At 66.9% G+C, this 23,669-nt stretch carries 26 protein-coding genes, 1 tRNA gene and 1 pseudogene; 8 read left to right on the top strand and 20 right to left on the bottom strand.

Annotation, left to right across the window (positions count from 1 at the left end):
• The first annotated feature begins 105 nt into the window (after positions 1–105).
• From ACYX4P_RS04545 to ACYX4P_RS04535, 3 genes are all read left to right on the top strand, one after another.
• On the top strand, positions 106–324 hold the full coding sequence (locus tag ACYX4P_RS04545; protein WP_248119281.1) for a hypothetical protein: 219 nt from the start codon (positions 106–108) through the stop codon (positions 322–324).
• A 74-nt stretch (positions 325–398) separates the two neighbouring features.
• Positions 399–896, top strand: coding sequence for a pyridoxamine 5'-phosphate oxidase family protein (locus ACYX4P_RS04540; protein WP_248119283.1), 498 nt, complete (start codon positions 399–401; stop codon positions 894–896).
• A gap of 97 nt (positions 897–993) precedes the next feature.
• Positions 994–1,782: a hypothetical protein gene (locus tag ACYX4P_RS04535; protein WP_248119285.1), complete on the top strand. Its 789-nt coding sequence runs from the start codon at positions 994–996 to the stop codon at positions 1,780–1,782.
• 7 nt (positions 1,783–1,789) lie between these two features.
• Here ACYX4P_RS04535 and argF read toward each other — a convergent pair whose 3' ends face one another.
• From argF to ACYX4P_RS04510, 5 genes are all read right to left on the bottom strand, one after another.
• Positions 1,790–2,704 (bottom strand): ornithine carbamoyltransferase, encoded by a 915-nt coding sequence (argF, locus tag ACYX4P_RS04530; protein WP_248119287.1) that lies wholly within the window; start codon positions 2,702–2,704, stop codon positions 1,790–1,792.
• A gap of 102 nt (positions 2,705–2,806) precedes the next feature.
• Positions 2,807–3,982 (bottom strand): aspartate aminotransferase family protein, encoded by a 1,176-nt coding sequence (locus ACYX4P_RS04525; RefSeq protein ID WP_248119491.1) that lies wholly within the window; start codon positions 3,980–3,982, stop codon positions 2,807–2,809.
• Positions 3,983–4,089: 107 nt separating this feature from the next.
• Positions 4,090–4,266 carry a hypothetical protein gene (locus ACYX4P_RS04520; RefSeq protein WP_248119289.1) on the bottom strand — a complete coding sequence of 59 codons (177 nt, stop codon included), beginning with the start codon at positions 4,264–4,266 and terminating at the stop codon, positions 4,090–4,092.
• Positions 4,263–5,252, bottom strand: coding sequence for a M28 family metallopeptidase (locus ACYX4P_RS04515; protein WP_476070202.1), 990 nt, complete (start codon positions 5,250–5,252; stop codon positions 4,263–4,265). Before ACYX4P_RS04515 ends, ACYX4P_RS04520 begins: the two co-directional genes overlap by 4 nt.
• A 43-nt stretch (positions 5,253–5,295) precedes the next feature.
• Positions 5,296–6,129 (bottom strand): ABC transporter permease, encoded by an 834-nt coding sequence (locus ACYX4P_RS04510; RefSeq protein ID WP_248119292.1) that lies wholly within the window; start codon positions 6,127–6,129, stop codon positions 5,296–5,298.
• A 279-nt stretch (positions 6,130–6,408) separates the two neighbouring features.
• Between ACYX4P_RS04510 and gcrA the strand changes: the two genes are divergently transcribed.
• Positions 6,409–6,954, top strand: coding sequence for a cell cycle sigma 70 cofactor GcrA (gene gcrA, locus ACYX4P_RS04505; RefSeq protein ID WP_248119294.1), 546 nt, complete (start codon positions 6,409–6,411; stop codon positions 6,952–6,954).
• A gap of 176 nt (positions 6,955–7,130) precedes the next feature.
• Here gcrA and ACYX4P_RS04500 read toward each other — a convergent pair whose 3' ends face one another.
• Both ACYX4P_RS04500 and apaG read right to left on the bottom strand, forming a co-directional pair.
• On the bottom strand, positions 7,131–7,463 hold the full coding sequence (locus ACYX4P_RS04500; protein WP_248119296.1) for a hypothetical protein: 333 nt from the start codon (positions 7,461–7,463) through the stop codon (positions 7,131–7,133).
• Between the two features lie 20 nt (positions 7,464–7,483).
• The gene (gene apaG, locus ACYX4P_RS04495; RefSeq protein ID WP_248119297.1) at positions 7,484–7,891 is read right to left on the bottom strand and encodes a Co2+/Mg2+ efflux protein ApaG; all 408 of its coding nucleotides are present in this window, start codon (positions 7,889–7,891) and stop codon (positions 7,484–7,486) included.
• Positions 7,892–7,972: 81 nt separating this feature from the next.
• Between apaG and ACYX4P_RS04490 the strand changes: the two genes are divergently transcribed.
• A complete protein-coding gene (locus tag ACYX4P_RS04490) occupies positions 7,973–8,998 on the top strand; it encodes a 2'-deoxycytidine 5'-triphosphate deaminase (protein WP_248119298.1) in 1,026 nt (341 codons plus the stop codon).
• A gap of 173 nt (positions 8,999–9,171) precedes the next feature.
• Here ACYX4P_RS04490 and ACYX4P_RS04485 read toward each other — a convergent pair whose 3' ends face one another.
• Together ACYX4P_RS04485 and ACYX4P_RS04480 are read right to left on the bottom strand one after the other, a co-directional pair.
• The gene (locus ACYX4P_RS04485) at positions 9,172–10,428 is read right to left on the bottom strand and encodes an MFS transporter (RefSeq protein WP_292048191.1); all 1,257 of its coding nucleotides are present in this window, start codon (positions 10,426–10,428) and stop codon (positions 9,172–9,174) included.
• Between the two features lie 32 nt (positions 10,429–10,460).
• A complete protein-coding gene (locus tag ACYX4P_RS04480) occupies positions 10,461–10,937 on the bottom strand; it encodes a cupin domain-containing protein (protein WP_248119299.1) in 477 nt (158 codons plus the stop codon).
• Between the two features lie 42 nt (positions 10,938–10,979).
• Here ACYX4P_RS04480 and dapE point away from each other — a divergent pair, with 42 nt between their 5' ends.
• Positions 10,980–12,167 (top strand): succinyl-diaminopimelate desuccinylase, encoded by a 1,188-nt coding sequence (gene dapE, locus ACYX4P_RS04475; protein WP_248119300.1) that lies wholly within the window; start codon positions 10,980–10,982, stop codon positions 12,165–12,167.
• 455 nt (positions 12,168–12,622) lie between these two features.
• Here dapE and ACYX4P_RS04470 read toward each other — a convergent pair.
• Both ACYX4P_RS04470 and ACYX4P_RS04465 read right to left on the bottom strand, forming a co-directional pair.
• Positions 12,623–12,695 (bottom strand) — tRNA-Arg (locus ACYX4P_RS04470).
• 78 nt (positions 12,696–12,773) lie between these two features.
• Entirely contained in the window at positions 12,774–14,078 is a 1,305-nt protein-coding gene (locus ACYX4P_RS04465) for an amidohydrolase (protein WP_248119301.1), read from the bottom strand.
• Positions 14,079–14,168: 90 nt separating this feature from the next.
• On the opposite strand from ACYX4P_RS04465, the gene ACYX4P_RS04460 reads away from it, so the two are divergent.
• Both ACYX4P_RS04460 and ACYX4P_RS04455 read left to right on the top strand, forming a co-directional pair.
• The gene (locus tag ACYX4P_RS04460; protein WP_248119302.1) at positions 14,169–14,522 is read left to right on the top strand and encodes a hypothetical protein; all 354 of its coding nucleotides are present in this window, start codon (positions 14,169–14,171) and stop codon (positions 14,520–14,522) included.
• Positions 14,523–14,644: 122 nt separating this feature from the next.
• Complete coding sequence (locus ACYX4P_RS04455; RefSeq protein WP_248119303.1) at positions 14,645–15,079, top strand: SRPBCC domain-containing protein; 435 nt, start codon at positions 14,645–14,647, stop codon at positions 15,077–15,079.
• Here ACYX4P_RS04455 and ACYX4P_RS04450 read toward each other — a convergent pair.
• The 9 genes and pseudogenes from ACYX4P_RS04450 to ACYX4P_RS04410 all read right to left on the bottom strand — a co-directional run bounded on the left by ACYX4P_RS04450 (position 15,076) and on the right by ACYX4P_RS04410 (position 23,669).
• Positions 15,076–16,056, bottom strand: a complete 981-nt coding sequence (locus ACYX4P_RS04450; RefSeq protein WP_248119304.1) for a type II secretion system F family protein — start codon at positions 16,054–16,056, stop codon at positions 15,076–15,078. The two genes, ACYX4P_RS04455 and ACYX4P_RS04450, sit on opposite strands and share 4 nt — an antisense overlap.
• 10 nt (positions 16,057–16,066) lie before the next feature.
• Positions 16,067–17,044 carry a type II secretion system F family protein gene (locus ACYX4P_RS04445; protein ID WP_248119305.1) on the bottom strand — a complete coding sequence of 326 codons (978 nt, stop codon included), beginning with the start codon at positions 17,042–17,044 and terminating at the stop codon, positions 16,067–16,069.
• A gap of 3 nt (positions 17,045–17,047) precedes the next feature.
• Complete coding sequence (locus ACYX4P_RS04440) at positions 17,048–18,700, bottom strand: TadA family conjugal transfer-associated ATPase (RefSeq protein ID WP_248119306.1); 1,653 nt, start codon at positions 18,698–18,700, stop codon at positions 17,048–17,050.
• 3 nt (positions 18,701–18,703) lie between these two features.
• Positions 18,704–20,242, bottom strand: a complete 1,539-nt coding sequence (locus tag ACYX4P_RS04435; RefSeq protein WP_248119307.1) for a CpaE/TadZ family protein — start codon at positions 20,240–20,242, stop codon at positions 18,704–18,706.
• A 4-nt stretch (positions 20,243–20,246) separates the two neighbouring features.
• Positions 20,247–20,924, bottom strand: coding sequence for a CpaD family pilus assembly protein (locus ACYX4P_RS04430; protein ID WP_248119308.1), 678 nt, complete (start codon positions 20,922–20,924; stop codon positions 20,247–20,249).
• Between the two features lie 7 nt (positions 20,925–20,931).
• Positions 20,932–21,162, bottom strand: a pseudogene (locus ACYX4P_RS04425) (type II and III secretion system protein family protein); the annotation flags it as partial.
• Positions 21,163–21,250: 88 nt separating this feature from the next.
• A complete protein-coding gene (locus ACYX4P_RS04420; RefSeq protein ID WP_248119316.1) occupies positions 21,251–22,570 on the bottom strand; it encodes an anthranilate synthase component I family protein in 1,320 nt (439 codons plus the stop codon).
• Positions 22,567–23,346, bottom strand: a complete 780-nt coding sequence (locus tag ACYX4P_RS04415; protein ID WP_248119317.1) for a tyrosine-protein phosphatase — start codon at positions 23,344–23,346, stop codon at positions 22,567–22,569. The genes ACYX4P_RS04420 and ACYX4P_RS04415 overlap by 4 nt, the downstream gene beginning before the upstream one ends.
• Positions 23,343–23,669, bottom strand: a complete 327-nt coding sequence (locus tag ACYX4P_RS04410; RefSeq protein ID WP_476070201.1) for a winged helix-turn-helix domain-containing protein — start codon at positions 23,667–23,669, stop codon at positions 23,343–23,345. Before ACYX4P_RS04410 ends, ACYX4P_RS04415 begins: the two co-directional genes overlap by 4 nt.

The raw sequence follows: 23,669 nt of genomic DNA, 5'->3' as shown, positions 1-23,669 counted from the left end.
GCGGCCCTGGATTACTGAATCATTACGGTTAATGCGCCGTGAAGATTAACCTCCGGGCAAGGGTTTCGCTTGCCAAGGCCCGCCGCTTTCGCCACCTGCGAAACCATGAGCCTGACCCTCACCCTCATCCTGCTGGGCCTGGCCCTCGCCCTCATGGTCTTCACCGGCTGGCGCGGGGCCTTGCCGCCCGATCCGATGAAGGGACCGCGCCTGATGCCCTGGCGGTTTCTCATGATCGGGGCCGCCGCCGTGGCCCTGCTGCTGTTGATCCATCTAGCGACCCTGTTCGGCGCTGAGCGCACGCCCTGGATCCCCGGCCGCTAGATCGGAAAGCTTGGCCTTAGGAACCCGACATGGGCCGGGCGGTTGATGGTGCGACCCATGAACGGAGACGCCACATGAGCGACAAACTGACCCCGGCCGAGGCCGAGAAGGAATTCTGGAAAAGCCTGAAGGAGTCCAACACCGGCATGCTGGGGATCGACCGCCCCGGCTATCACCACCAACCGATGACGGGCTTTGGCGAGGACGACACCGGGACGATCTGGTTCTTCACCCGCGACGACACCGACTTCGCCCGTGACGTCGCCGCTGGCGGCCAGAAGGGCATGTTCTGCTATCAGGCCAAGGACCAGAAGGTTCAGGCCTGCATCCACGGCGCCTTGGGCATCGATCAGGACCGCGCCAGGATCGACAAATACTGGAACCCCGTCGTCGCCGCCTGGTACCCGGACGGCAAGGACGACCCGCATCTGACCATGGTGCGTTTCGACGCCGACGACGGCCGCGTCTGGGTGTCCGACAAGGGCGCCATCGGCTTCGGCTATGAAGTTCTAAAGGCCAATATGACCAAGTCCATCCCCGACGCCGGCGGCGTGGCCGACGTGAAGCTTTAAGTCGGCTTCAGACGACGACACACAGTCCCAGCTCGACCGTAATTCCGTCACCTTCGGTTGTATCAGTTGCAATCTAGATTGCTCGAAGGATTATGTCGTGCTGGGATTTTTGACCGCTATGTCGATCGCCTGCGCGCCGCCGGACGGCGTCGCGGAGCTGCTTGACCGGCCCGAACACGTCATCATGATCGGCGAGTCGCATGGTACGGCGGAGGCGCCGCGCGCCGTTGGAGAAATCGCCTGCGCCGCCGCCGAACGTGGGCGGGTTGTAGTGGCCCTTGAGCTCGGCGAGACGCTTCAGCCAACGATCGACGCCTTCATGGCCTCGCCCGACCAAGCCTCGGCCTTGGCTACATTGCGCGGATCATCTTTGACCACGCGCGCGGTGCAGGACGGCCGCACCAGTCGGGCGCTCTTGGATCTGCTGAACAGGGTCCGCCAATTGAGAGCGTCAGGCCGTGACATCAGCATTAATCTGTTTCAACCGTCCAGCCTGGGTCGAGGCGATAGCCTGGATCAGGCATGGTACGAATTGAACATGGGATATCTGTTGGGGCGCGCGCGCCAACTGCACCCCAACGCCCGGGTCATCGGCCTGGCGGGCAATGTCCACGCGCGAAAGACAGCCATCGAGCGCTATCCCCATATAGGCCTGCCTGCCGCTGCCCATCTGCCTGCGCGCGAGACGATCAGTCTCAAGATCGCTCAGCAGGGCGGCGAAGCCTGGAACTGTTCAAACGATACGTGCGGGGTCAATCCGTCTCATGCCCTCTACGATGAGAATGCCCGCGGGGTGATCATGACCCCGCCGGAAGACGGCGGCTATGACGGCGTTCTGGCGCTCGGTCCGTGGACCGCGTCTCCCCCCCTTAACGTCGGACCATAGGTCGCGATCAGCCGCCCAAGCACCAGGCCAGTACGGCTTTCTGGGCGTGGATGCGGTTCTCGGCCTCGTCCCACACCAGAGAGCGCGGGCCGTCGATAACTTCGTCGGTGACCTCCTCGCCGCGGTGGGCGGGCAGACAGTGCAGGAAGACGGCGCCGGGTGCCGCCGTCTCCATCAGGGCCTCGTCGACCGTATAGGGCTCGAAGGCGGCCAGGCGCGCCTCGTAATCCTGATCGCCCATCGACACCCAGGTGTCGGTGACGACGACATCGGCGCCCTTCACCGCGTCCTTGGGATCGCTGGTCAGGGTGACGGCGGCGCCCCCCTTTTCTAGATCGCGCAGGTCGGGATGGTATTCGGCCGGGCAGGCGACGTTCAGGTGGAAGCCGAACCTGGGCGCGGCGTGCATGAAGCTGTGGCAGACGTTGTTGCCGTCGCCGATCCAGGCGATGGTCTTGCCGGCGACTGGCCCGCAATGCTCCTCGATGGTCTGCAGGTCGGCCAAAATCTGGCAGGGGTGCGAACGATCGGTCAGACCGTTGATGACAGGCACGGTGGAGACGCGGGCGAAGCGTTCGACATCCTCATGGTTGTTGGCGCGGATCATCACCGCGTCCACCATGCGCGACAGAACGCGGGCGGTGTCCTCGACCGGCTCGCCGCGCCCCAACTGCATGTCCGAAGCGGTGGCGATGATCGAGGCGCCGCCCAGCTGTCGGATGGCCGCATCGAAGCTGAATCGGGTGCGGGTCGAGTTCTTTTCGAAGATCATGGCCAGAACCCGATCCCGGCCCGGCGCATCGGCGTCGGCCCGCCCCTGGGGCCAACCCTTGCGCGCGGCCTTGCGGGCGTGGGCGTCGTCAAGAATGGCGCGCAGATCGGCAGCGCCGAGCCGGTGGATGTCGAGGAAGTGCCGGACCATTGCCTAACTCCGCTCATCCCCGCCAAAGCGGGGACCTGGTGCTTTGGGCGACAGACGCCCGGTGTGGGCTTCATCCCTTTCGCGGGGATGAGCGGTTTGAAATCAGGCGGCCAGCGTCTCGCGCGCCGCCTCGCAGGCGCCTTCGAAGCGGGTGATGGCCTCGCGGGCCTCGTCCAGCGTCAGGTTGAGGGGCGGCAGCATCCGAACGCAGTTGTCGCCGCCGCCGGCGATCAGCAGCTGTTGCGTGTCGCGCGCCAGGGCCATGAATTCGCGATTGTTCGGGACCAGCTTGACCCCGATCAACAGGCCCTTGCCGCGCACGTCCACGATCACGTCGGGGAAGCGCGCCTGAAGACCGGCCAGCTGCTGCTTCAGATATCCGGCGATCTCGGCGACATTGTTCAGCGTCTCGGGGCTGTTGATCAGGCCGAGCGCCTTCTGACCCACGGCCATGGCCAGAGGATTGCCGCCGAAGGTCGAGCCGTGGACGCCGACCGTCATGCCCTTGGCCGCCTTGGCCGAGGCCAGGCAGGCGCCGATGGGGAAACCGCCGCCCAGGGCCTTGGCCACCGCCATGATGTCGGGCGCCATGCCGGCCCATTCGTGGGCCCACAGCTTGCCCGTCCGGCCCATGCCGCACTGAACCTCGTCGAAGATCAGCAGCACGCCGTTGTCGTCGGCCATCTGGCGCATCCAGCGCAGGTCCTCGACCGGCGTCTCGCGGCACCCGCCCTCGCCCTGGACGGGCTCCAGGATGACGGCCGCCGTGGTCGGGTTCTCGAAAGCGGCCTTCAGCGCGTCCTTGTCGCCCCAGGTCAGCTGGTGGAAGCCCTGCATCGGCGGGCCGAAGCCCTCGGTGTAGCTGGGGTTCGCGGCGGCGTTGATCGCGCCATAGGTCCGGCCGTGGAACGAGCCGTCGAAGCCGTAGATGTCGATCCGCTCAGGCTGGCCATTGGCCGAATGATATTTGCGCGCCGTCTTCAGCGCGCATTCGACCGCTTCCGTGCCTGAATTGGTGAAGAAGACTACGTCGGCGAAGCTTGATGAGCACAGGGCGTCGGCCAGCGCTTCCTGGCCCGGAATGCGGAAGATGTTGGACACATGCCACAGCTTCTCCGCCTGGTCCTTGACCGCCTGGACCAGTTCGGGATGGGCGTGGCCCAGGCCGTTGGTCGAGATGCCGGCGACGCAATCGAGATATTCGGTCCCATCGGTCGCCCACAGACGCGCGCCTCGGCCGCGTTCCACTTCCAGCGGCGCGCGATTGTAGACACCCATCAGATGTTCAGTGGACACGGGACCAAGACCTCCAAAAGCGAGACGGCTCCGCCGCGAGCGACGGAGCCGGATTGATACGGAAAGGCGTTGTCGGATTAGTGAAGGGGTTAGTCAACACCGGCGCCGAGCAGGCCGCGGACGCGGACATCCGCGACGATGGCGCGCAGGGCCTGGATTTGACCGGCGTCCAGAACGCGCAGCGGCAGGACGAAGTTGGTGTTGGGCGCGGACCGGCCTTCGCGCGGGGTCGGCTGAACGCCTGGTATCTCGACAGCGGCCGTCACAGATTGCTGGGCGGTGTCGCAGGCGCGGTTTCGGCGGCGACGGCGTCGGCCTTGGCCTGGTTCTCGACCAGCCGCTTGTCCAGGGCCAGGCCCAGATCGGCGATGAACAAGCCGAACCGGGCGACGTCCACGCCTTTGAGATAAGACAGCTTGTCCTCGGTCGAGTGGATGCGCTGGAACACCGGCGGGACAAAGCCCTCCTTCAGGCCGTTGTTCTCGCCGCCGTTGAAGGCCAGCCACATCTGGTGGGCGCCGATCGCGTCCTGGGTTCCCAACGACACCACCGGCACCCCGGCGGCCGAGAAGGCGCGGTCGTCGCTGGGCGGATAGGTAGGATAGGGCATGCAGTCGAAGTTGCGCTCGGCGCACAGGCCGCGCAGCGTTTCCAGCACGAAGCGCGACTGCTCGCCGTTGTTCTCGCCGTACATGATGGTCTGGCCATAGGCGGCGACGTCGGCGTTGACGACGGCGGCGATGCGGTCCTTGCCGTGCGTCTCAAGGAAGGCCTTGGCGCCCAAGAGGCCCAGCTCCTCCTGGTCGGTGAAGACGAAGACGAAGCGGTGGGCGACCGGCTGGCCTTCCAGCGCCATGCCCAGGGTCTTGGCCGCCTCCATCATGGCCATGACCGAGCCGACATTGTCGACGATGCCCTGCGACAGGGTTCCGTCGCGCAGTTTGACCGCATCGTAGTGGGCGGTCATCACGATATCCTTGTCGCCCTGCCCCACGGTCACGACGACGTTTGAGCCCTGCATCGGACCAGTCGTGCGATTGCCGCCCTCGAAGGTCTGAACCTCGGGCGTGAAGCCCAGCGTGTTCAGAAACCCGACCAGGACCTGGGTTCGCTCGGCGTTGGTGGGCTTGACGAACTGGGCGGCGCCGGCGGCGATATCGGGCCGATCGCCAGCCTGCGGGGTGGCTTCCTGGGCGAAGGCGGGGACAGCGGCCAACAGGGCCGTGGCGGCGACAAGCGAACGGAACAGCATTGGCGGACCTTCCTGGGAGGAGCGATCCGCAACAGGTAGCGATCTAGCTCTTCAGGCGCCAGCCCGAGCGGAACACCAGCCAGCAGGCCGCGCCCATGGCGGCCATCAGGACGGCCGAACCGATGACACCGACCGCCAGATTGCTCTCGGCATGGCCGATGAAGCCATAGCGGAAGCCGTCGATCAGATAGAAGAAGGGGTTGTAGTGGCTGATCGACCGGAACGGCTCTGGCAGATTGTCGACCAGATAGAAGGTGCCAGACAGGAAGGTCATCGGCATGACGATGAAGTTCTGGACCGCCGCCAGGTGGTCGAACTTCTCGCTCCACAAGCCGGCCAGAACCCCGACCATGCCCATGATGAAGCTGGCCGCCAGGGCGAACCAGACGACGGCGAACAGATTGGCGATGTGCAGCGGCGCGAACGGCAGCACGCAGATCGCCGTGACCAGGCCGACCGCCAGACCGCGCGTCGCGGCGCCCAGCGTGAAGCCCAGGGTCAGCTCCAGCGGGCTGAGCGGCGGGGTCAGGAAGTCGGTCGCCGTGCCCATGATCTTGGCCTGGATCAGGCTGGACGAGGCGTTGGCGAAGGCGTTGTTCAACATCGCCATCATGATCAGGCCGGGCGCGACGAACAACGCAAAGGGCGTGCCGTGCAGCGGCGGCCGCGCATTTTGCAACGCCACCACGAACACCAGCATGTAGAGCAGGGTCGTCACCACCGGCGCCGCCACCGTCTGGGCCCCCACCTTCCAGAACCGCCGCACCTCGCGCAGATACAGGGTCTGCACCCCGATCCAGTTGATCCCCGGATAGCGACGCGGCTGCGGCAGGCCGGAGGGACGGGTTGCGATCAGGTCGGAGGTCGTCTCGGTCATGGACCGCCAGATGCGCTTTGCGTCCCTGCCGCGCAAGGGCGTCGTGAGGGGCGAGTAGTGAAGCGTGACCGTCTCGATGCAGTCGCCCCACTCACGATTCACGCGTCACCCCTCACGACCCGACCTTAACCTTAACGATGATTCAACATCTGGTTTCTGTGGACAGGATGATTCGCACATCTTGCGGTTCTTAACGGCTGGTTTACGATTAGTTGTAGGTCAAGACCCCGGAGGGGGAGCCTGGACCTAGATATTGAATCCAACTCGCTGGAGGGTGGCATGACCGCAGGCTGGACCGACGACCGCGTAGGCGCACTGAAGAAGCTTTGGCTGGAAGGCCAGTCCGCAAGCCAGATCGCCAAGCAACTGGGCGGCGGGGTCACCCGCAACGCCGTGATCGGCAAGGTGCACCGTCTGGGCCTGTCGGGCCGGGCCGCCCCGTCGCAGCCGGCGCGCACCGTCGCCGCCACCTTCCGCACGACGCGCCCGCGCCCTGCCGCGCCCGCCACACCCGTCCCGGCGCCGGCCCAGCCTTCGGCCCCGCGCCGTCTGGAAGCCGTCCAGCCCAAGCCGGTCCAGCCGGCCGCGCCCGTCCCCGCCCCGATGCCGGACCTGCCGGGCACCGCCACGGTCATGACTCTGGGCGCGCATATGTGCAAATGGCCGATCGGCGACCCGTCGTCGCGCGAGTTCAGCTTCTGCGGCCGCCGCGCCTCGGAAGGCGTCTATTGCGTCGAACACGCCCGCGTCGCCTACCAGCCCCAGATCAAGCGTGGCAAGGACGGCTCGTCCGACCTGGCCCGCAGCCTGCGTCGCTACATCTAAGCGCGCTATCGCTCGCCGCGCGGTCGCTCACGATTTGAGCGCGGCGTTCTGCGCAAATCCCCCTCGCCGACTCGCGCAAGCAAGTCGGCGAGACTTCAGGGGCGGGGGCTGCGGTTCATCCGGGTTGACGCAGCTCCATCCTCTTCGAAAACGTTATGTAAGAGAGCAGGCGAGCATCAGCCGGCGATCGGTGATCCAAGCTTGGATTCCGCCACGTTCCAATTGAACACTTCGCCCGTCGATTTCTGAACGGCGAACCATCCTAGGTTTGTGCTACATATTCCGTCGCAATCCCGGCCGCTATGCAGGGACAAGACATAATAGCCCGTAGGATTGGTTTCGGCCGCTACGTGGTCGCAGAACGCCGCCGAAGCCCCCAGCAAAAGACGACTATTCGCGACGCGGTCCATGGCCAGTTCGCAGGCCTGCTTTTCGCTCATTCCGTGGGTGGAAGAACAGCCGAAAGACGACATAGCCGCAAAAGACGCCAACACCGCTACGCGTTTCATATCACCTTCAACTGGCGCTTTCAGTTCAACACCCGCCGCGCATCCGGCGTATCCAGCGAGAAGGCCGGAATCTCGACCTCGAAGCTGCGGCCTTCCGCATCCGTCATGGAATAGGCCCCGACCATGGACCCGCTGTCGGCGCCCAGCGGACAGCCCGAGGCGTAGGAATAGCTGGCGCCGGCTTCGATCACCGGCTGTTCTCCGACCACACCCGGCCCGGCGACCTCTTCGACATGGCCGTGCGCGTCGGTGATGGTCCAGCGGCGCGCCATCAGCTGAACCGTCGATCCCGACAGGTTCACGATCTCGATATGATAGGCCCAGACCCAGCGCCCCGCCTCGGGATCGGACTGACCTGCCAGATAGCTGGGCCGGACCCGGATCAGGATGCCGTTCGTTTCGGCGCTATAGGCAGGACCATCGTGCATGGGCTATATGCTCGCCCCGCCGCGCGCGGGCTGCAAGCGCGACTTGAAGACAAGTCGTGAAAACCGTGTGAGACAGACGCCATGAGCATTTTCCAGGCGCCGCGCCCCGGCATCCTTCCCGCCCAGTCCATCGAGACGCTGATCGCGACCGGCGCCATCACGTCTGACACCGCTTTCGATCACGACCAGGTCCAACCCGCCAGCCTGGACCTGCGCCTATCGGACCAGGCGTGGCGCGTGCGCGCCTCCTTCCTGCCCGGCAAGCGCAAGGTCGAGGAGCGGATCGCCGACGTGGCCATGCACGCCATCGAGATAACCGACGCCGGCGTCGTGCTGGAAAAGGGCTGTGTCTACATCGTGCGCCTGCAGGAGCGACTGAAGCTGCCGCAGGGCCTGATCGCGCGCGCCAATCCGAAAAGCTCAACCGGCCGCGTGGACGTCTTCGTCCGTCTGCTGACCGATCGCGGCGCCAGCTTCGACGACGTGGACGAGGGCTATGACGGCCCCCTCTATCTGGAGGTCGCGCCCCAGACCTTCTCCATCCTGGTCCGGCCGGGCACGCGCCTGAACCAGTTGCGGCTGAAGGCGGGCGATCCGCCCAAGCTGGAAACCCGCTCGGTCGGCGTCGATCTGCAGGGCGGCGACATCGTCGGCTTCCGCGGCCGCCGCCATGCGGGCGTGGTCGATCTGGACCATATCGACGGGCATGATCCGCGCGACTTCTGGGAGCCGCTGTCCTTGCGTCGCGGTGAACTGCTGCTGGATCCGGGCGAGTTCTACATCCTGGCCTCTTCCGACGATGTGGAGATCCCCGTCGATCAGGCCGCCGAAATGACCCCCATCGACCCGTCGGTCGGCGAGTTCCGCGTCCACTACGCCGGCTTCTTCGACCCCGGATTCGGCACGGACGAGGCGCATGGCGCGGGCTCGAAAGGCGTGCTGGAGGTCCGCACCCACGACACGCCGTTCCTGTTGGAACACGGCCAGATCGTCGCCCGCCTGGTCTATGAACCCCTGACCGAACGCCCCAGCCGCCTGTATGGCGAAAGCGGCAGCCACTATCAGAACCAGGGCCTGAAGCTGTCGAAGCATTTCAGGGTGTGGTGACGACGTGACCGCCAGTGTCTCCTCCCTGCTTCGTGGGGAGGTGGCTCGAAGCGCAGCGAAAAGACGGAGGGGTTCTTCCAGCGCGAAGAACGGAAGCCCGTGGGGCTTCAAGAGCCCCTCCACCGCTTCGCGGTCCCTCTCCCCATCTCCGATGGGGAGGAGACTTGATCTCGTCACGTCAGCTTGTCCGCCTTCCGCAGCCCTGGGAACATCGCCGACCAGGCGCCCGTGGCCGCCAGCGCGCCGAAACCGCCGAAGACCGCTGCGCCCACCGCGCCCAGCAGGCGCACCATGACGCCAGAATAGGCCTCGCCCAGTTCGTTCGAGGCGCCGATGAAGAGCATGGACACCGACGACACCCGTCCGCGCATATGATCGGGCGTGGCCAGCTGGATCAGGGTCTGGCGCACATTGACGCTGATCATGTCCGCCGCCCCGCCGATGAAAAGGACCAGGCCGGACAGCCAGACGATGCGCGACAGGCCGAAGGTGATGGTGCAGATCCCGAACACCGCGACCGCCGCGAACATCCACACGCCCCCGTGCCGGACGATCGGATAGCGGCTCAGATAGATGGCCATGACCATGGCCCCCACCCCGAACGACGCACGCAGCAGACCGAACCCTTGCGGCCCCACATGCAGGATGTCGCGCGCGAAGATGGGCGTCAGCAGGGCCACGCCCGCCAGCAGCACCACCACCAGATCCAGCGATATGGCGCCCAGCACGATCTTGGTCTTCCACACATAGGCGAGCCCCTCCTTGACCGAATCCACCGGCGACAGTGGGTTGGCCTGGGGCGCGGGCTTGCCGCTGGTGCGGATCAGGATGAAGGCGGCGACGGCCAAGAGGAACATCCCCAGCGACACCGCATAGGCCAGGGGCACATTGACGCCCACGATCACCCCGCCCAGGGCCGGGCCGGCGATAGCCCCGGTCTGGAAGGCGATGGACTGGGCCGCGATGGCGGGCGGCAAGGCCTTGCGACCCACCACCATCGGCAGGAAGGCTTGGCTGGCCGGGGCCAGAAAGGCGCGCGCTGCGCCGAACAGGGCCGCGACCGCCAGCAGCCCCCACAGCGGCGGCGCGCCGTGAAGCGCCATGGCCAGGAACGACGCCGCGCAGGCCGCCTCGACCAGGATGGAGATCCACACGGTCCGCTTCCTGTCGCGCCGATCCGCCATCGCCCCGGCCGGCAGGGTGAAGGCCAGCAGCGGCAGGAACTGACACAGGCCGACCAGCCCCAGATACAGGCTGGCCTCTTCGATCGGATGATCGCGCCGCGCGATCTCATAGACCTGCCACAACAGGGCCGAGGACTGGATCTGGATGGCCAGAACCGCCACGACCCGCCCGAACCACAACAGGCGGAAGTCGCGTATCCCCCACGGGCTGGACGGCCCCTCGGGCGGCGCAGGCGGAACGGGCAGGGCGGCGGGGCCGGTGTCGATGGTTTCTGTGGTCACGTTCGTCTGGGAGATTTCGGATAGGGTTGGCGCTCGCGGTGGAAATAACGATCCGCCCCGTCGGGCAGGACCATATCAATATCGGGATAATCGCAGGCGGTGACCGTCGGGCTGCGCGTGCCGACTTCCAGCAGAACCGCGTCGCGGCCCGATCGGTTCTCTATTTTGTGGCCGTTCGGCACGCCCGCCTTGAACCCAGCGAAGTCGCCGGCGCGCAAGGTCGTCTCGCCGTCGTCCTCGATCAACACCACCTCGCCCTCGACCACCATGACGAACTCGTCCTCTTCGGCGTGCCAGTGACGCTGGCTGGACCAAGCGCCGTCCGGCAGGCGCAACAGGTTGACGCCGAACTGGCTCAGGCCCGCCGCATCGCCCAGTTTCCATCGGCGGCGCGGCTTGCACGGGCCGGCGAACTCCTCGGGATAGCTCGTGCCATCGCCTCTCGGCGCGGTCTCGACATCGATCTTCGGCATGGGCCTTCTCGCCTCCCCGCGATGTCCCTAAAGCATAGGCGCATGAACCGCGCATCAACTCCCGTTATCGATCCTGTCGAACTGACCCAGGCGCTGATCCGCCGCCCGTCCGTCACGCCCGCCGACGAGGGGGCGATGGAGGTGCTGGAGCGCCATCTGACGGCGCTGGGCTTCACCTGCCGCCGCCTGGCCTTCGAAGGACCGGGTGGCCAAGGCGTCCATGCCCGGATCGAGAACCTGTACGCCCGGCGCGGGACCGCCTCGCCCAACCTCTGTTTCGCCGGCCATACGGACGTGGTCCCGACCGGCCCGTCGGACCAGTGGTCGGCCCAGCCGTTCGAGGCCGAGGTCCGCGACGGCGTCCTCTATGGCCGGGGCGCGGTGGACATGAAGGGCGGGATCGCCGCCTGGGTCGCAGCCGTGTCGCAGGTGTTGGCGGACGGCGAACCCAAAGGCTCATTGTCCTTCCTGATCACAGGCGACGAGGAGGGGCCGGCGCTTCACGGCACCAAGCGGGTAGTCGAAGCCCTAGCCGCCGAGGGCGAGGTCATCGACGCCTGCGTGGTCGGCGAACCGTCGTCGTCGCAACATCTCGGCGACATGATCAAGGTTGGGCGGCGCGGCTCGCTGAACACCTGGATCACGGTGCAGGGCAAGCAGGGCCACGTCGCCTATCCCGAGCGGGCGGCCAATCCGGCGCCGGTGATCGCGCGTCTTATGAGCCGGCTGAACGACCACGTTCTGGACGATGGGTATGAGGGGTTCCCTCCGTCGAACTTGGAGATCACCACCATCGACATCGCCAATCCGGCGACCAACATCATTCCAGCCCAGGCGACCGCGCGGCTGAACATCCGATTCAACCCCAGTCATACCGGCGACGCCTTGATCGACTGGCTGAACCGCGAGGCCGGCGCCATGCAGGCCGAGACCGGACTTCAGATCACCCTGGAGCATCTGTGCTCGGGCGAAGCCTTCCTGACCGAGCCGGGCGCCTTCGTGGAGGCGGTTCAGGACGCGGTCGAGGCCGTGGCGGGCCGCCGCCCCGAGGCCTCCACCACCGGCGGCACCTCCGACGCGCGCTTCATCCGCGCCCTGTGCCCGGTGCTGGAACTGGGCCTGGTCGGCCAGACCATGCACCAGATCGACGAACGCGTGCCGACGGCGGAGTTGGAGACGCTGACGGCCGTCTATCGCCAGGTGATCGAGACGGTGTTCGAGCGGTTGTAAGCGCGGCCGTAGACACTTAATCTAGCCCACTTGGCTCACCTCAGACCGGACCTGCCGATGAGTCCGAAATGGGTGGTTAGGGGACTTTGCGCGGCTCATGCCGGTATTCGGGATGTTCGGCTATCCAATCTCGGATGCTCAGCCTCTCACTTTCGCTCGATGTGTGGGGAAGTATGCTGCAACCGACAACTTTGACCTTCAGACGACCAACCTCATCAGGCTCAAGAACTTCTGTTGGGGTTCCGCCTCTTGCTTCACACCACGCGCTTTGCGGCACACTACGAAGTTCAGGATAAACATCCAGCAGAGGGTGGTGGGGCGCACACGCTGTGAGAAGCAATGCCGAAAATCCCGTCGCTACCGATGCTCTCATGACTTCATACTGGCAGTCCGATCCGAGTGTCCGCAATGGGTCGAAAGCCGCAGGCGATCCAAGCGCGAAAAGCAGACATCATAGGCGCGGGCCGAGACTTGAACCCGGCGTCTTCAGGGCGAACCTGATGCACTCTCCAGTTATGCTACCGCGCCCGCCCTCAGCATACGGCAGCGTCGGATGTCCGCAACGGGTCGGTTTGCGACCTCTCCTCACGCCGCGATAGCCATCGCCTAACTCCGCTCCAAAAACCGCAGCGCCGTCAGGACATGCGTCTTCACCCCCAACGGCAGGACCTTCTCGTTGGGTGAGAACTCCGGCGAGTGATTGGGCGCAGAGGTCGCGGGGTCCACGCCGTCGGGGCTGGCGCCCAGGTGGTAGAAGACGCCGGGGATGACCTGCTGGAAATAGCTGAAGTCCTCAGCCACCGTGGTCGGGGGCGTGGCGGGGTTGACGTTCCCCTCGCCCGCCGCCTCGGTCAGGACCGGGGCCAGCCAGGCGGACAGGCCGGGGTCGTTGAACACCAGGGCCGCGTTCTGTTTGACGCCGAACTCTGCGGTGGCGCCGTAGGCCTCGGCGACGTGGTCGATGGCGGTCTCGGCGCGGGCGACCAGGGCGTCGCGCTGGGCCGTATCGAAGGTGCGAAGCGTACCTGACAGCGTCGCGCTGTCTGGGATGATGTTGTAGCGGACGCCGGCGTTGATCGTGGCGATGGTGAAGACGGTGGGGGTCGTGGTCGGATCGACCGTGCGGGCCGTCAGGGTGTTCACCGTCTCGACCACCTGACCCGCCACCGCGATCACATCGACCCCGCGCCAGGGCCAGGCGCCGTGCGTCTGCCTGCCCTTCAGGCTGATGTCCACGCGGTCAGACGCCGCCATGAACCCCTCGGGCCGATAGAAGACGCTGCCCGGACGGCCAGGCACGACGTGCAGGCCGAAGATGGCCTCGGGCTTGGGATCGTTCAGGGCCCCTTCGGCGATCATCAGGGCCGCCCCACCCTTAGGCTCGCCCGGAGGCGCGCCTTCTTCGGCCGGCTGGAAGACAAAGACCACCGTGCCGGCGATCCGGTCCTTCATCCCCGCCAGCACCTCGGCCGCGCCCAGCAGCATGGCCATATGCATGTCGTGGCCGCAGGCGTGGGCCACAGGCACCGTATTGCCCATGTATGTTCCGGTCGCGGTCGAGGCGAAGTCCAGGCCCGTCGCCTCCTGAACCGGCAAGGCGTCCATGTCGGCGCGCAGGGCCACCGTCCGCCCCGGTCGCGCGCCGCGCAGCACGCCGACCACCCCCGTCTTGCCGACGCCGGTGCGAACCTCCAGCCCCAGCGACCGCAGATGATCGGCGATGACTCCGGCCGAGCGGGTCTCGGCGAAGCCCAGTTCAGGATGCTGATGAAAGTCGCGTCGCCAAGCCACGACCTCGGGCAGGACCCGCTGCACGGCGGCGTCGACGCTGGCGGCATCGACGGCCTGCGCCTTTGCAGCGCCGGCCGCGACAAGCAACGCCAGGGTGGAGACGGCGAACAGTCGGCGCATGTGAAGGTCCCGTGAAATTTTCAGCCCGCCCGCAGGTGACGGCGCCGCGACCGCTTGTGCAAGACGTCGCGAACGGCGATTTCTGTCCGCATGGCCGAGAAAGACTTCAAGAGCGCGAGGACGCAGTGGCGGGACGTGGTCCTGGTGTGCCGCAAATGCTCCAAGAAGCTGGACGGCGGCTTCGGCCCGGACGGCGATCTGACGCTGAAGAAGGCGCTGCGGAAATACCTTCGCCTGAAGAAGGGAAAGTCGGGCCGCAAGGGCGAGTTGGTCGTCACCGGCGCCGACTGTTTCGACATCTGCCCCAAGGGGGCGGTGGTGGCGGTCAATACGGCCGAACCCAAGAAGCTGTTGATCGTGCCGGCCGGCGCCGACCTGTTCGAGGTCAAGACGCGGCTGGGCCTGGACGACGGGCGGCGGCTGAAGGCGGCCGATCAGAACTAGGATCAATCGACATTCGGTCGAAATCTTGGATCGTCATTACGGGGCTGAATGTCGATCAAGCCTCAGGCCCGGCGACCAACTGGCGCCTTTCTTCGGGCCGCAAGCCGTGTCAGAGCGAAGCCATGGATGACACTCGCATCGAAAAGCGCGTCGGGGTTCAGGCGACCTCGGACCGGATTTGGGATCTGGTCGCGGACCTGGCAGGCTGGAGCGCCTGGAATCCGGTCGACGCCGATGTCGAGGGCGTCATCGCCTTTGGCGGCCGCCTGACCATGACCGAAGCCTGGCCAGAGATGGCGCCGCATCAGTCGCTGGCCCGGATCGTCGAATGGCAGCCGCGCGGGCGGCTGCTCTGGGCGGAACGGCGCGGCTTTCTGTTCCAGAGTCTGCGCTACATCCAGATTGAGGAGCTGGCGCCCGGCAACTGCATCGTCGCGGTCGGCGTACGCTTCTCCGGCCTGCGCGGCGAGCTGTTCCACGACAAGCATCGCCCCGCGATCCGAAAGGCCCACGAGGCCATCGCCGAGGGGCTCAAGGCCGCCGCCGAAGCAGGCTAGTTTCCAGCCTTCATCATGTCGATGACGTTCAGGATCGCCGGTCCCAGGATGACGATGAACAGCACCGGCAGGAAGAACAGGATCATCGGCACGGTCAGTTTGGCCGGAAGCGCCGCCGCCTTCTTCTCGGCCGCAGACAGGCGCAGATCGCGGTTCTCCTTGGCCATGACGCGCAAGGCGTTAGCCAGCGGCGTGCCATAGGTCTCGGCCTGGGTCATGGCCGTCGCCACCGCCTTGACCCCCGGATGGTTGGTCCGCTTGCCCAGGTTTTCATAGGCCACCCGTCGGTCGGGCAGGTAGGATAGCTCGGCCGACAGCAGCGACAACTCCTCGGCCAGATCGATGGACGACGGCCCCATCTCCTGACTGACCTTGGTGATCGCCGCCTCGATCGACATCCCGGCCTCCACGCAGATCAGCATCAGGTCGAGCGCGTCGGGGAAGGCTTGCATGATCGAGGTGCGGCGCTTGTCGATGCGATTCTTCAGATACAGGTTCGGCGCATAGAAGCCCGCCACCGCAGCCGCCATCACCAGCGTCAGCTTGTTCATCGTGGGCCAGTCCACGACATTGATGACGAACATGTAGAAGGCCGCGACGATCATGAAGAGGATCGGCGAGGCGAAGCGGAAGAAATAGAAGGTGGTCAGGGGCTTTGGCCCGCGGAATCCGGCCTGGATCATCTGTCCGGCGACCTTGGGGTCTTCCAGCAGCTTGGTCAGGTTCAGCCGGTCCACGACCCGCTTCTTGAACCCTTCGTCGGTGTGACGCAGCGCGCCCTGCCCGGCGGCCATGCTGGCGCGCGAACGGCGCTTCAGATCGTCGCGGCGTTCGGCGACCGCCTTCATCCGCTTGTCCAGGTTCACCCCGCCGGTCATCGACGACAGCAGGGTCAGGACGGTGGCGAAGACCAGCACGCCCACGCCGATGCTGAGCAGGTTCTGCGGATCGGTGATGAAGCGGATGAAGCCTTCCATTCCGCCCGCCTCAGAACTTGAACGAGATCATGCGCTTCATCACGAAGACGCCTGTGGCCATCAACACCGCCGCGATCAGCAGCAGGAAGTTGCCGCGAATATCGGTGAACAACTGAATCATATAGGCAGGCGTCGTCAGCATGACCATCAGCATCACCGCCGGCGGCAGGGAGGCGATGATGCCGGCGGACGCCAGGGCCTCGGACGAAAGGGCCTTGATCTTCTCGCCCATCATCCGGCGCGCACGCAGAACCGACGACAGATTGCTCAGCGCCTCGGCCAAATTGCCGCCGGTCTTCTGCTGGATGGCGATGACGATGGCGAAGAAACGCAGTTCAGGCGTCGGCATCCGCTGATACATCCGGTCCAGCGCCTGCTCCAGCGTCATGCCCACCCCCAGGCCCTCCACCAGGGTCTGGAACTCCGGTCCCAGCGGCAGGGGGCTTTCCCGGCCGATGATCTTGAAACACTCATGGACCGGCAGACCCGATTTGATCCCTCGGACGATGATGTCCACCGCATTGGGAAACTCCAGCGAGAACTTCTTCATCCGCCGCTTCGCCAGGAAGCCGATGACCCAGCGTGGCGCGCCCAGGCCGAAGATCAGCCCCACGCCGATCACCACCAGGATCGGCAGACCCAGCGCCAGGGCGACCAGAAGGGCGACCACCCCGATCACGGCCGAGACGATGTAGAAGGCCCGCGCCCCCATCCTCAGGCCGGCCTGCTTCAGGCGCGCGTCCAGGGTCGTGCGCGCCTTGCGGTCGCGCCGATCCGCCTCCTGAAGCTGGACCAGTATCTGTTTGCGGCGCGCCTCCGGGGTGTTGGCGGCGACGGCCTTGCGGGAGTTTGCCGGGTTTTTCTTGCCGTCCCCGATAGCCTGGGCGCGCTTGACCGCCTGGGACGAGGAGTCCTCGCCGCCGACGAAGACCCAGCCCAGGCCGCCGATGGTGATAAAGGCCAGAACGGCGGCGAGGATCGGCAGCATGATCTACTCCGCCGCGTCCAGGGCGTCGGCCAGTTCCCGCTCCAACCCATAATAGCGGGCGCGGTCCCAGAAGCGCGGGCGGGCGATGCCGGTCGAACGGTGACGGCCGACGATCTTGCCGTTTTCGTCCTCGCCGGTGATGTCGTAGACGAACAGGTCCTGGGTCACGATCACATCGCCTTCCAGACCCACGACCTCGGTGATGTGGGTGATCCGGCGCGAGCCGTCGCGCAGGCGGGCGGCTTGGATGATGACGTCCACCGATCCCACGATCATCTCGCGGATGGTGCGCGATGGCAGGCCGTATCCGCCCATGGTGATCATGGACTCCATCCGGCTGATGGCCTCGCGCGGACTGTTGGCGTGAAGCGTACCCATGGAGCCGTCGTGGCCGGTGTTCATGGCCTGCAACAGGTCGAAGGCCTCGGGTCCGCGGACCTCGCCGACGATGATCCGCTCCGGGCGCATCCGCAGGCAGTTCTTGACCAGATCCCGCATGGTGATCGTGCCCTGCCCCTCCAGGTTGGGCGGGCGGGTCTCCAGGCGCACGACGTGCGGCTGCTGCAACTGCAGTTCGGCGGCGTCCTCGCAGGTGATGACACGCTCGGTCGGGTCGATAAAGGCCGTCAGGGTGTTCAGCAGCGTCGTCTTGCCCGACCCGGTGCCGCCCGAGATGACCAGATTGCATCGCGAGGCGCCGATGACGCCCAGGACGCGCGCGCCCTCGGGACTGATGGAGGCGTACTCCACCAGATTCTTCATCGTCAGCTTGTCCTTCTTGAACTTGCGGATCGTCAGCGTCGGGCCGTCGATCGCCAGCGGCGGGGCGATGACGTTGACGCGCGACCCGTCCGGAAGACGGGCGTCGCAGATGGGGCTGGATTCATCGACGCGGCGGCCGACCTGGCTCACGATCCGCTGACAGATGTTCATCAGCTGGGTGTTGTCGCGGAAGCGGACGTTGGTCAGTTGGACCTTGCCGGCGACTTCGATGAAGACGCGCCCCGCGCCATTGACCATGATGTCGGCGATGTCGTCGCGGGCCAGCAGCGGCTCCAGCGGACCGTAGCCCAGCACATCGTTGACGATGTCCTGAACCAGATGCTCCTGCTCGGCGACCGACATGGAGACGTTCTTGATCGCCACCAGTTCGGAGACGATGTCGCGGATTTCCTCCGACGCCGCCTTCTGGTCCAACTGGGCCAGTTGGGACAGGTCGATGGTGTTCATCAGCGCGTTGAAGATGGTCGTCTTCGTGGCGTGATAATAGTCGCTCTGTTCACGGACGATCTCGGCGACCGCCTGGGCCTTCTTGAGCTGTTCCAGTCCGGCGGTGGGCTTGGGACCCGCGCCGTTCATGGCCGGGCGCGCCGCCTCGGGCTTGGGACGCGGGCGTGACGCCAAGGCGTCCAGGCGGTCCGCCGACGCCGAGGCGCCCGAAGCGGGCGGCGCGTCTGCGCGAGCGAAGGCCTCGGCCGCCGGCTCGAAATCGTCGCCCGCGAAAGCATAGGCCGCAGCGGGCTTTTCGGCTGGCGAGGCGGGCGCGGCGTCGGCCCTGAACACGGACACAGGTTCAGCCGCGACTGGCGCAGGCGCCGGGGCGGGACGTGCGGGCGCCGGAGCGACGCCGGGCTGACCTGTGCGCTTGCCGAACATCTGTCAGCGCTTCTTGAACATGCCGGCGAACAGGGACTTGGACGCGCCGTCGGCGGGCTTGGCGGCCTTTTCCGTCTTGCCGGCCTTGGCCGGTTTTGCGGCCTTGCCCTTCGGGCCGGCGACGGCCGGCAGCTCGCGACGCGACACGATCTGGGCCAGGGTCTGGAAGGCCTCAGCGGCCTTGGTCTTGGACCCGGCGTCCAGGATCATCTGGCCATTGTTCGCCGCCGCCCCGAAGGTCTTGGCGTCGAACGGGATCATCAGGCTGGCGTGGACGCCCAGGGCGGCGCCAAAGTCCTTGGCCGGGATTTCGGGGCGACCCGGCACGCCGATCTGGTTCAGCACCAGACGCGGCGGCGCATCGTTAGGCCGTCCCTGACGGATCAGGTCGATCATGTTCTTGGCGTTGCGCAGGCTGGCCAGGTCGGGCGTGGCCACCACCACCACCTCGTCGGCGCTGATCAGGGTGCGGCGCATCCACGGCGACCATAGATGCGGCAGGTCCAGCACCACGAACGGCGCGGTGGCGCGGATCTGGTTTGTCACCTCTTCGAAAGCCTCGGTCGAGATGTCCCAATCCGTGTCCAGACTGGCGGGCGCGGCGAACAAGCTCAGCTTGTCGGTGCAGCGCACCATCATCCGGTCCAGAAGCGTCGCGTCCAGCCTGTCGGGCTGGCCCAGGGCGTCGGCGACGCCGTTAAGCGGATCCTGATTGAAATCCAGCCCGGCCGTCCCGAACGGCAGGTCGTAATCGACGATCACGGTGTTGGCGCCGATCCGTTCGGAGATCGCATAGGCGGTATTGTGCGCCACGGCCGAGGCCCCCGCCCCGCCCCGCGCGCCGACGAAGGCGATGGTGCGTCCGACGAAGGGCTGGGCGGGATCGTTGAACAGGCCGCCGATGGCCGCGATCAGCTGCAGCGGCTGCAAGGGCGCGACCAGATATTCGCTGACGCCGCGCCGCATCAGCTCGCGGAACAGGATGATGTCGTTGGTCGCCCCGACCACGATGACCTTGGTGCCGGCGTCGCAGACCTCGGCCAGCTGATCCACCTCCCAGAGCAGGGTCTGGGGGTCCTTCAGGCATTCGACGATGATCAGCGGCGGCGTCGGCTCGTGCTGATAGGTTTCGACCGCCGCGGCGACGCCGCCGATGCGGATCTGGGTCGTGGCGCGCGACAGGCGCCGGTCCTGCGCCGCACGCTCGGCGGCGGCCAGCGTATCCTGGCGCTCGGCGAAGACATGGATGGCGATGCGCGGCACCGACACCTCGCCGATGGCGGCGGCGGGGGCCAGGCTGGTCGGGGCCAGGGTCGCGGGCGTCAGGTCCGGCGTCGTCGGATAGGGTTCGGCCAGACTGGCCTCGGCCTGGGCCACCACCTCGCCCACCGGATTGTATCCGTCGGCCGGCATGGCGTCGGACCCGGCGGTGAACGGCATGGGCGCACGCGCCGGCGCCGCGGGCAGGTGGTCGAAGTCCAGGTCCGCGTCGAAGTCGTCGTCGAACGCTTCGAAGGGGCGGGGGGCGGGCGCTGTACTCATGGCTTCAGTTCACCGCGCGCGAGACAGCGGTCTCCCGCACCAGGGTTTCCGCCTCGGCCGAGGTCTGTTTGCCGGCGCGGTATTGGTCGAAGACCACGGTGCGGCGGCTGGCGTCTGGGGGCGTCATGGCGCGCGGCCGCTGGATGTCGCGCGGATCGGCGATCTGGGCGGCCAGATTGGCCGTCACCGCACAGCCGAAGTTGGAGGCGGACTGGTTGTCGCCCGAGCGGCTCAGATTGCCCCAGTTGCGCCCGCACTGGGGCACCACGGCGCGCAGGGTCTCGAAGCCCACCACCACTGGCGCGCGGGGGTCGGGCGCGGCATAGCTGACCAGGCGGATGCGGTCGGCCGGCACGCCCCAGGCGGACAGGGCGGCCTGCACGGCGTAGGCCTGGTTCAAGGCGACCGGATCGGCGCCGGCCGGGGTCTCGATCACCAGCGGCCCGCCCTCGGCCTGGGCGTAGCGGCCGATCAGGCCCTGAAGCGCGGCGTTCTGGGTCGATGACAGGCCGGCGTCATGCACCGCCAGGGCGATACGGTCCAGGTTCGGCTCCACCTGCAAGGCATAGCGCGAGGTCGGCGTCAGCGGCGGCTCGCCGCCCAGGCTGGCCGGGCCGCCGACACAGCCGCCCAGGGCCAGGGCGGAGAGGGTCGCAAGAGCGATAATCGGGGTGCGGATCATGGGGCGCTCACTCGATCACATAGCCGACCGAACCCGCAGGGGGCGCGTTCGGCAGCCCATAGACCTGGTTCAACTGGCCGAAGAGAATGGTCTGGCTGTCGGAGGCGATCCGCAGACCGTCCGCCGGCGTCTGCATCCGATCAGGCGAAGTCGGGCTGACGATATAGGGCTCCACGATCACCACCAGTTCGGTCTCGCCCATCAGATAGTCGCGCGACCGGAACAGTTGGCCCAGCACCGTCGCGCCCTATTTCACCCGTTTCGAGCGAATGGCCTACCTGCGCCCGCGTACGGTCGACGTCATCGCATGCAGCACCTGCTGACCGCTACGCTCGACGCCCGATCAGGGCTTCGCGCATGGCGGATATCTTGACGTCGGTCTCCGCCTCTTCTGCGGCCGGATCGCTGTCTGCGACGATGCCGGCGCCGGCCAGGGTCCGGTAGCGCCACACGCCGTCCGTCCGCACGAACCCGGCCGTGCGGATCAGGACCGAGGCGGTCATCGATCCCCCCTCCCCGATCAGGAACAGCGATCCGCACCAGGGTCCGCGCGGCGGTTCGTGGGCGGCGATCACCTTCATCGCCTGGTGTTTGGGCGCGCCGGTGATCGAGCCGGGTGGGAAGGTCGCCTCCAACAGCTCCGCCGCGCCAGCCCCGACACGCGCCGTTCCCGTCACGGTCGACACCAGATGATGCACGGTCGGGTGCCGCTCGACCGCGAACAGGGCCTCCACCTGCACCGACCCCGGCTCGGACGCCCGCGCCAGATCGTTGCGCATCAGGTCCACGATCATCAGGTTCTCGGCCCGGTCCTTGGCGCTGGCCAGCAGGTCGGCGGCCAGGGCGGCGTCGCGCGCCGGATCGGGGTCGCGCGGCCGGGTGCCCTTGATCGGCCGGGCCTCGATCCGCCGGCTGGCCGCGTCGAAGCTCAGGAACAGTTCGGGCGAGTTGGACACCAGCGCCCGATCGCCGATCCGCCAATAGGCGCCGAAGGGCGAAGCCCGGTCCTGCTGCAACCGCATGAAGACCTCGAACGGATCGGCATGCGGCTTCAGCCGTCCCGACCAGGCGCGCGCCACATTGGCCTGGAACAGCTCGCCCGCCGCGATCCGATCCACCACATCCGCCACCGCCGCGCGATAGGCTTCGGGCGGCGCCTCGGCGGAAAAGGTTTCGGCAGGCGCCCCGGGCGATGCGACGGATCGGGCTGTGGCCAACCAGGCCAGCGCGCGATCCGCCGCCGCCTCGGCCTGCAAGGTCGTCGCCCCTCGCCCGGTCGCCTGGACCCAGCGCGCCTGGTGATCGAAGGTCAGCATCGCGGGATAGCGGGCCAGCATCAGGTCCGGCCAGACGGCCTCACGCCGTCCCGTCGCCGCCCGCGCGCCGGCGTCATAGGCCGCCAGGCCCACCGTCCCCGCCGAGAACGCGGGGTCGCGCAAGGCATCGAAAAGGGCCGCCACTCCAAGCGGTCCAACCTGGACCATGTCCGGCTGAACCGCGACGTGCGACCAGCGTTCGTTTGATCCCCCGCCGGAAATCAAGGCCAGCAGCCCGTCGCCGCCGTCCGCCGCCAGTCCCGCCGCCACCATCACCGGCTCGACCCAGGCGGCGTCGCGCACCACTCGATGGCTCAGCACATCGCTCACGCCGACAGCCGCTCCACGATCCGGTCGCGGCGCGCGGCGTCGACCTCCAGCGCATCACGCAAATAAGCCTCGACCGAGCCATGTCGCGCCTCGACCTCGGCCAGGGCCGCGTCCAGATAGGCGGCCTCGACGCCCAGGAAGGCCACCACCGCATCGTCGGCGGCGACGCGGCCGGTCATCTTCTGCAGCTGCCGCGCGATCGACGGCGCCCGTCCGGCCAGGTCCACCGCCGCATTGGTCAGCAGATAGTCCTCGACCATGTCGTCGCGCGACACGCCCAGCAGATGATGGGTCAGAGCGGCCAGGAACCCCGTCCGATCCTTGCCCGCCGCACAGTGGATCAGCACAGGTCGGTCCTGATCGGCCAGGGCCTGGAAATAGCGGCTGAATACATCCCTGTGCGCCGGATCGAACGGCAGGCGGCGATAGGTGTCCTGCATGAACCGCCGGCCGGACGCCGGCGTCAGGTCCTGGGTCTTCAGAAAGGTGATGTGGGGCGCCTCCACCCCGTCGTCGATCCCGCCCTCGATCACCCGGCCCGACCAGCCGTCCGGACGGCGCGACGGCTGGTCGCGACGCTCGCCGGGCCGACGCAGATCGACCACCGCGCCGATATCCAGAGCGCCCAGCCGCTCCAGATCCGCCGCGCTCGCCCGCGCATGGTGGGCGGAACGGAACAGATGGCCGGGCCGTAGCCGGCGCCCCGCCGCCGTGGCGTAGTCGCCATAGTCGCGAAAGTTGTCGATGGCCTCGAAGGCGTGAAGGCGGTCGCTCATGCGCCGCCTTCTACCCTGTTTTCACCGCGCGGCAGCAGGTCCGCCATCGCATCCAGATAGGCCACGAAGGCGGCGCGGCCTTCCTCGGTCAGACTGGCCTCCGTCAGGGGCTTTCGACCCCTGAAGCTTTTGGTCATGGCGACGAACCCCGCCTCCTCCAGCTTGCGCAGATGGACCGACAGATTGCCGTCCGTGGTCTGCAGTCGCGCCTTCAGCGTAGCGAAATCCGCCGTGTCGGCCCCCGAAAGAAAGGCCATGATCCCCAGGCGGATGCGCCCATGAATGACCTCGTCGATACGGCCGATGTCGAAATCGTCCGCCAT

It is taken from the genome of Brevundimonas sp. ABV4_179, from assembly GCF_056311945.1.
The sequence above is the reverse complement of the archived record's forward strand: the minus strand, read 5'-3'. Positions and strand labels throughout refer to the sequence as shown.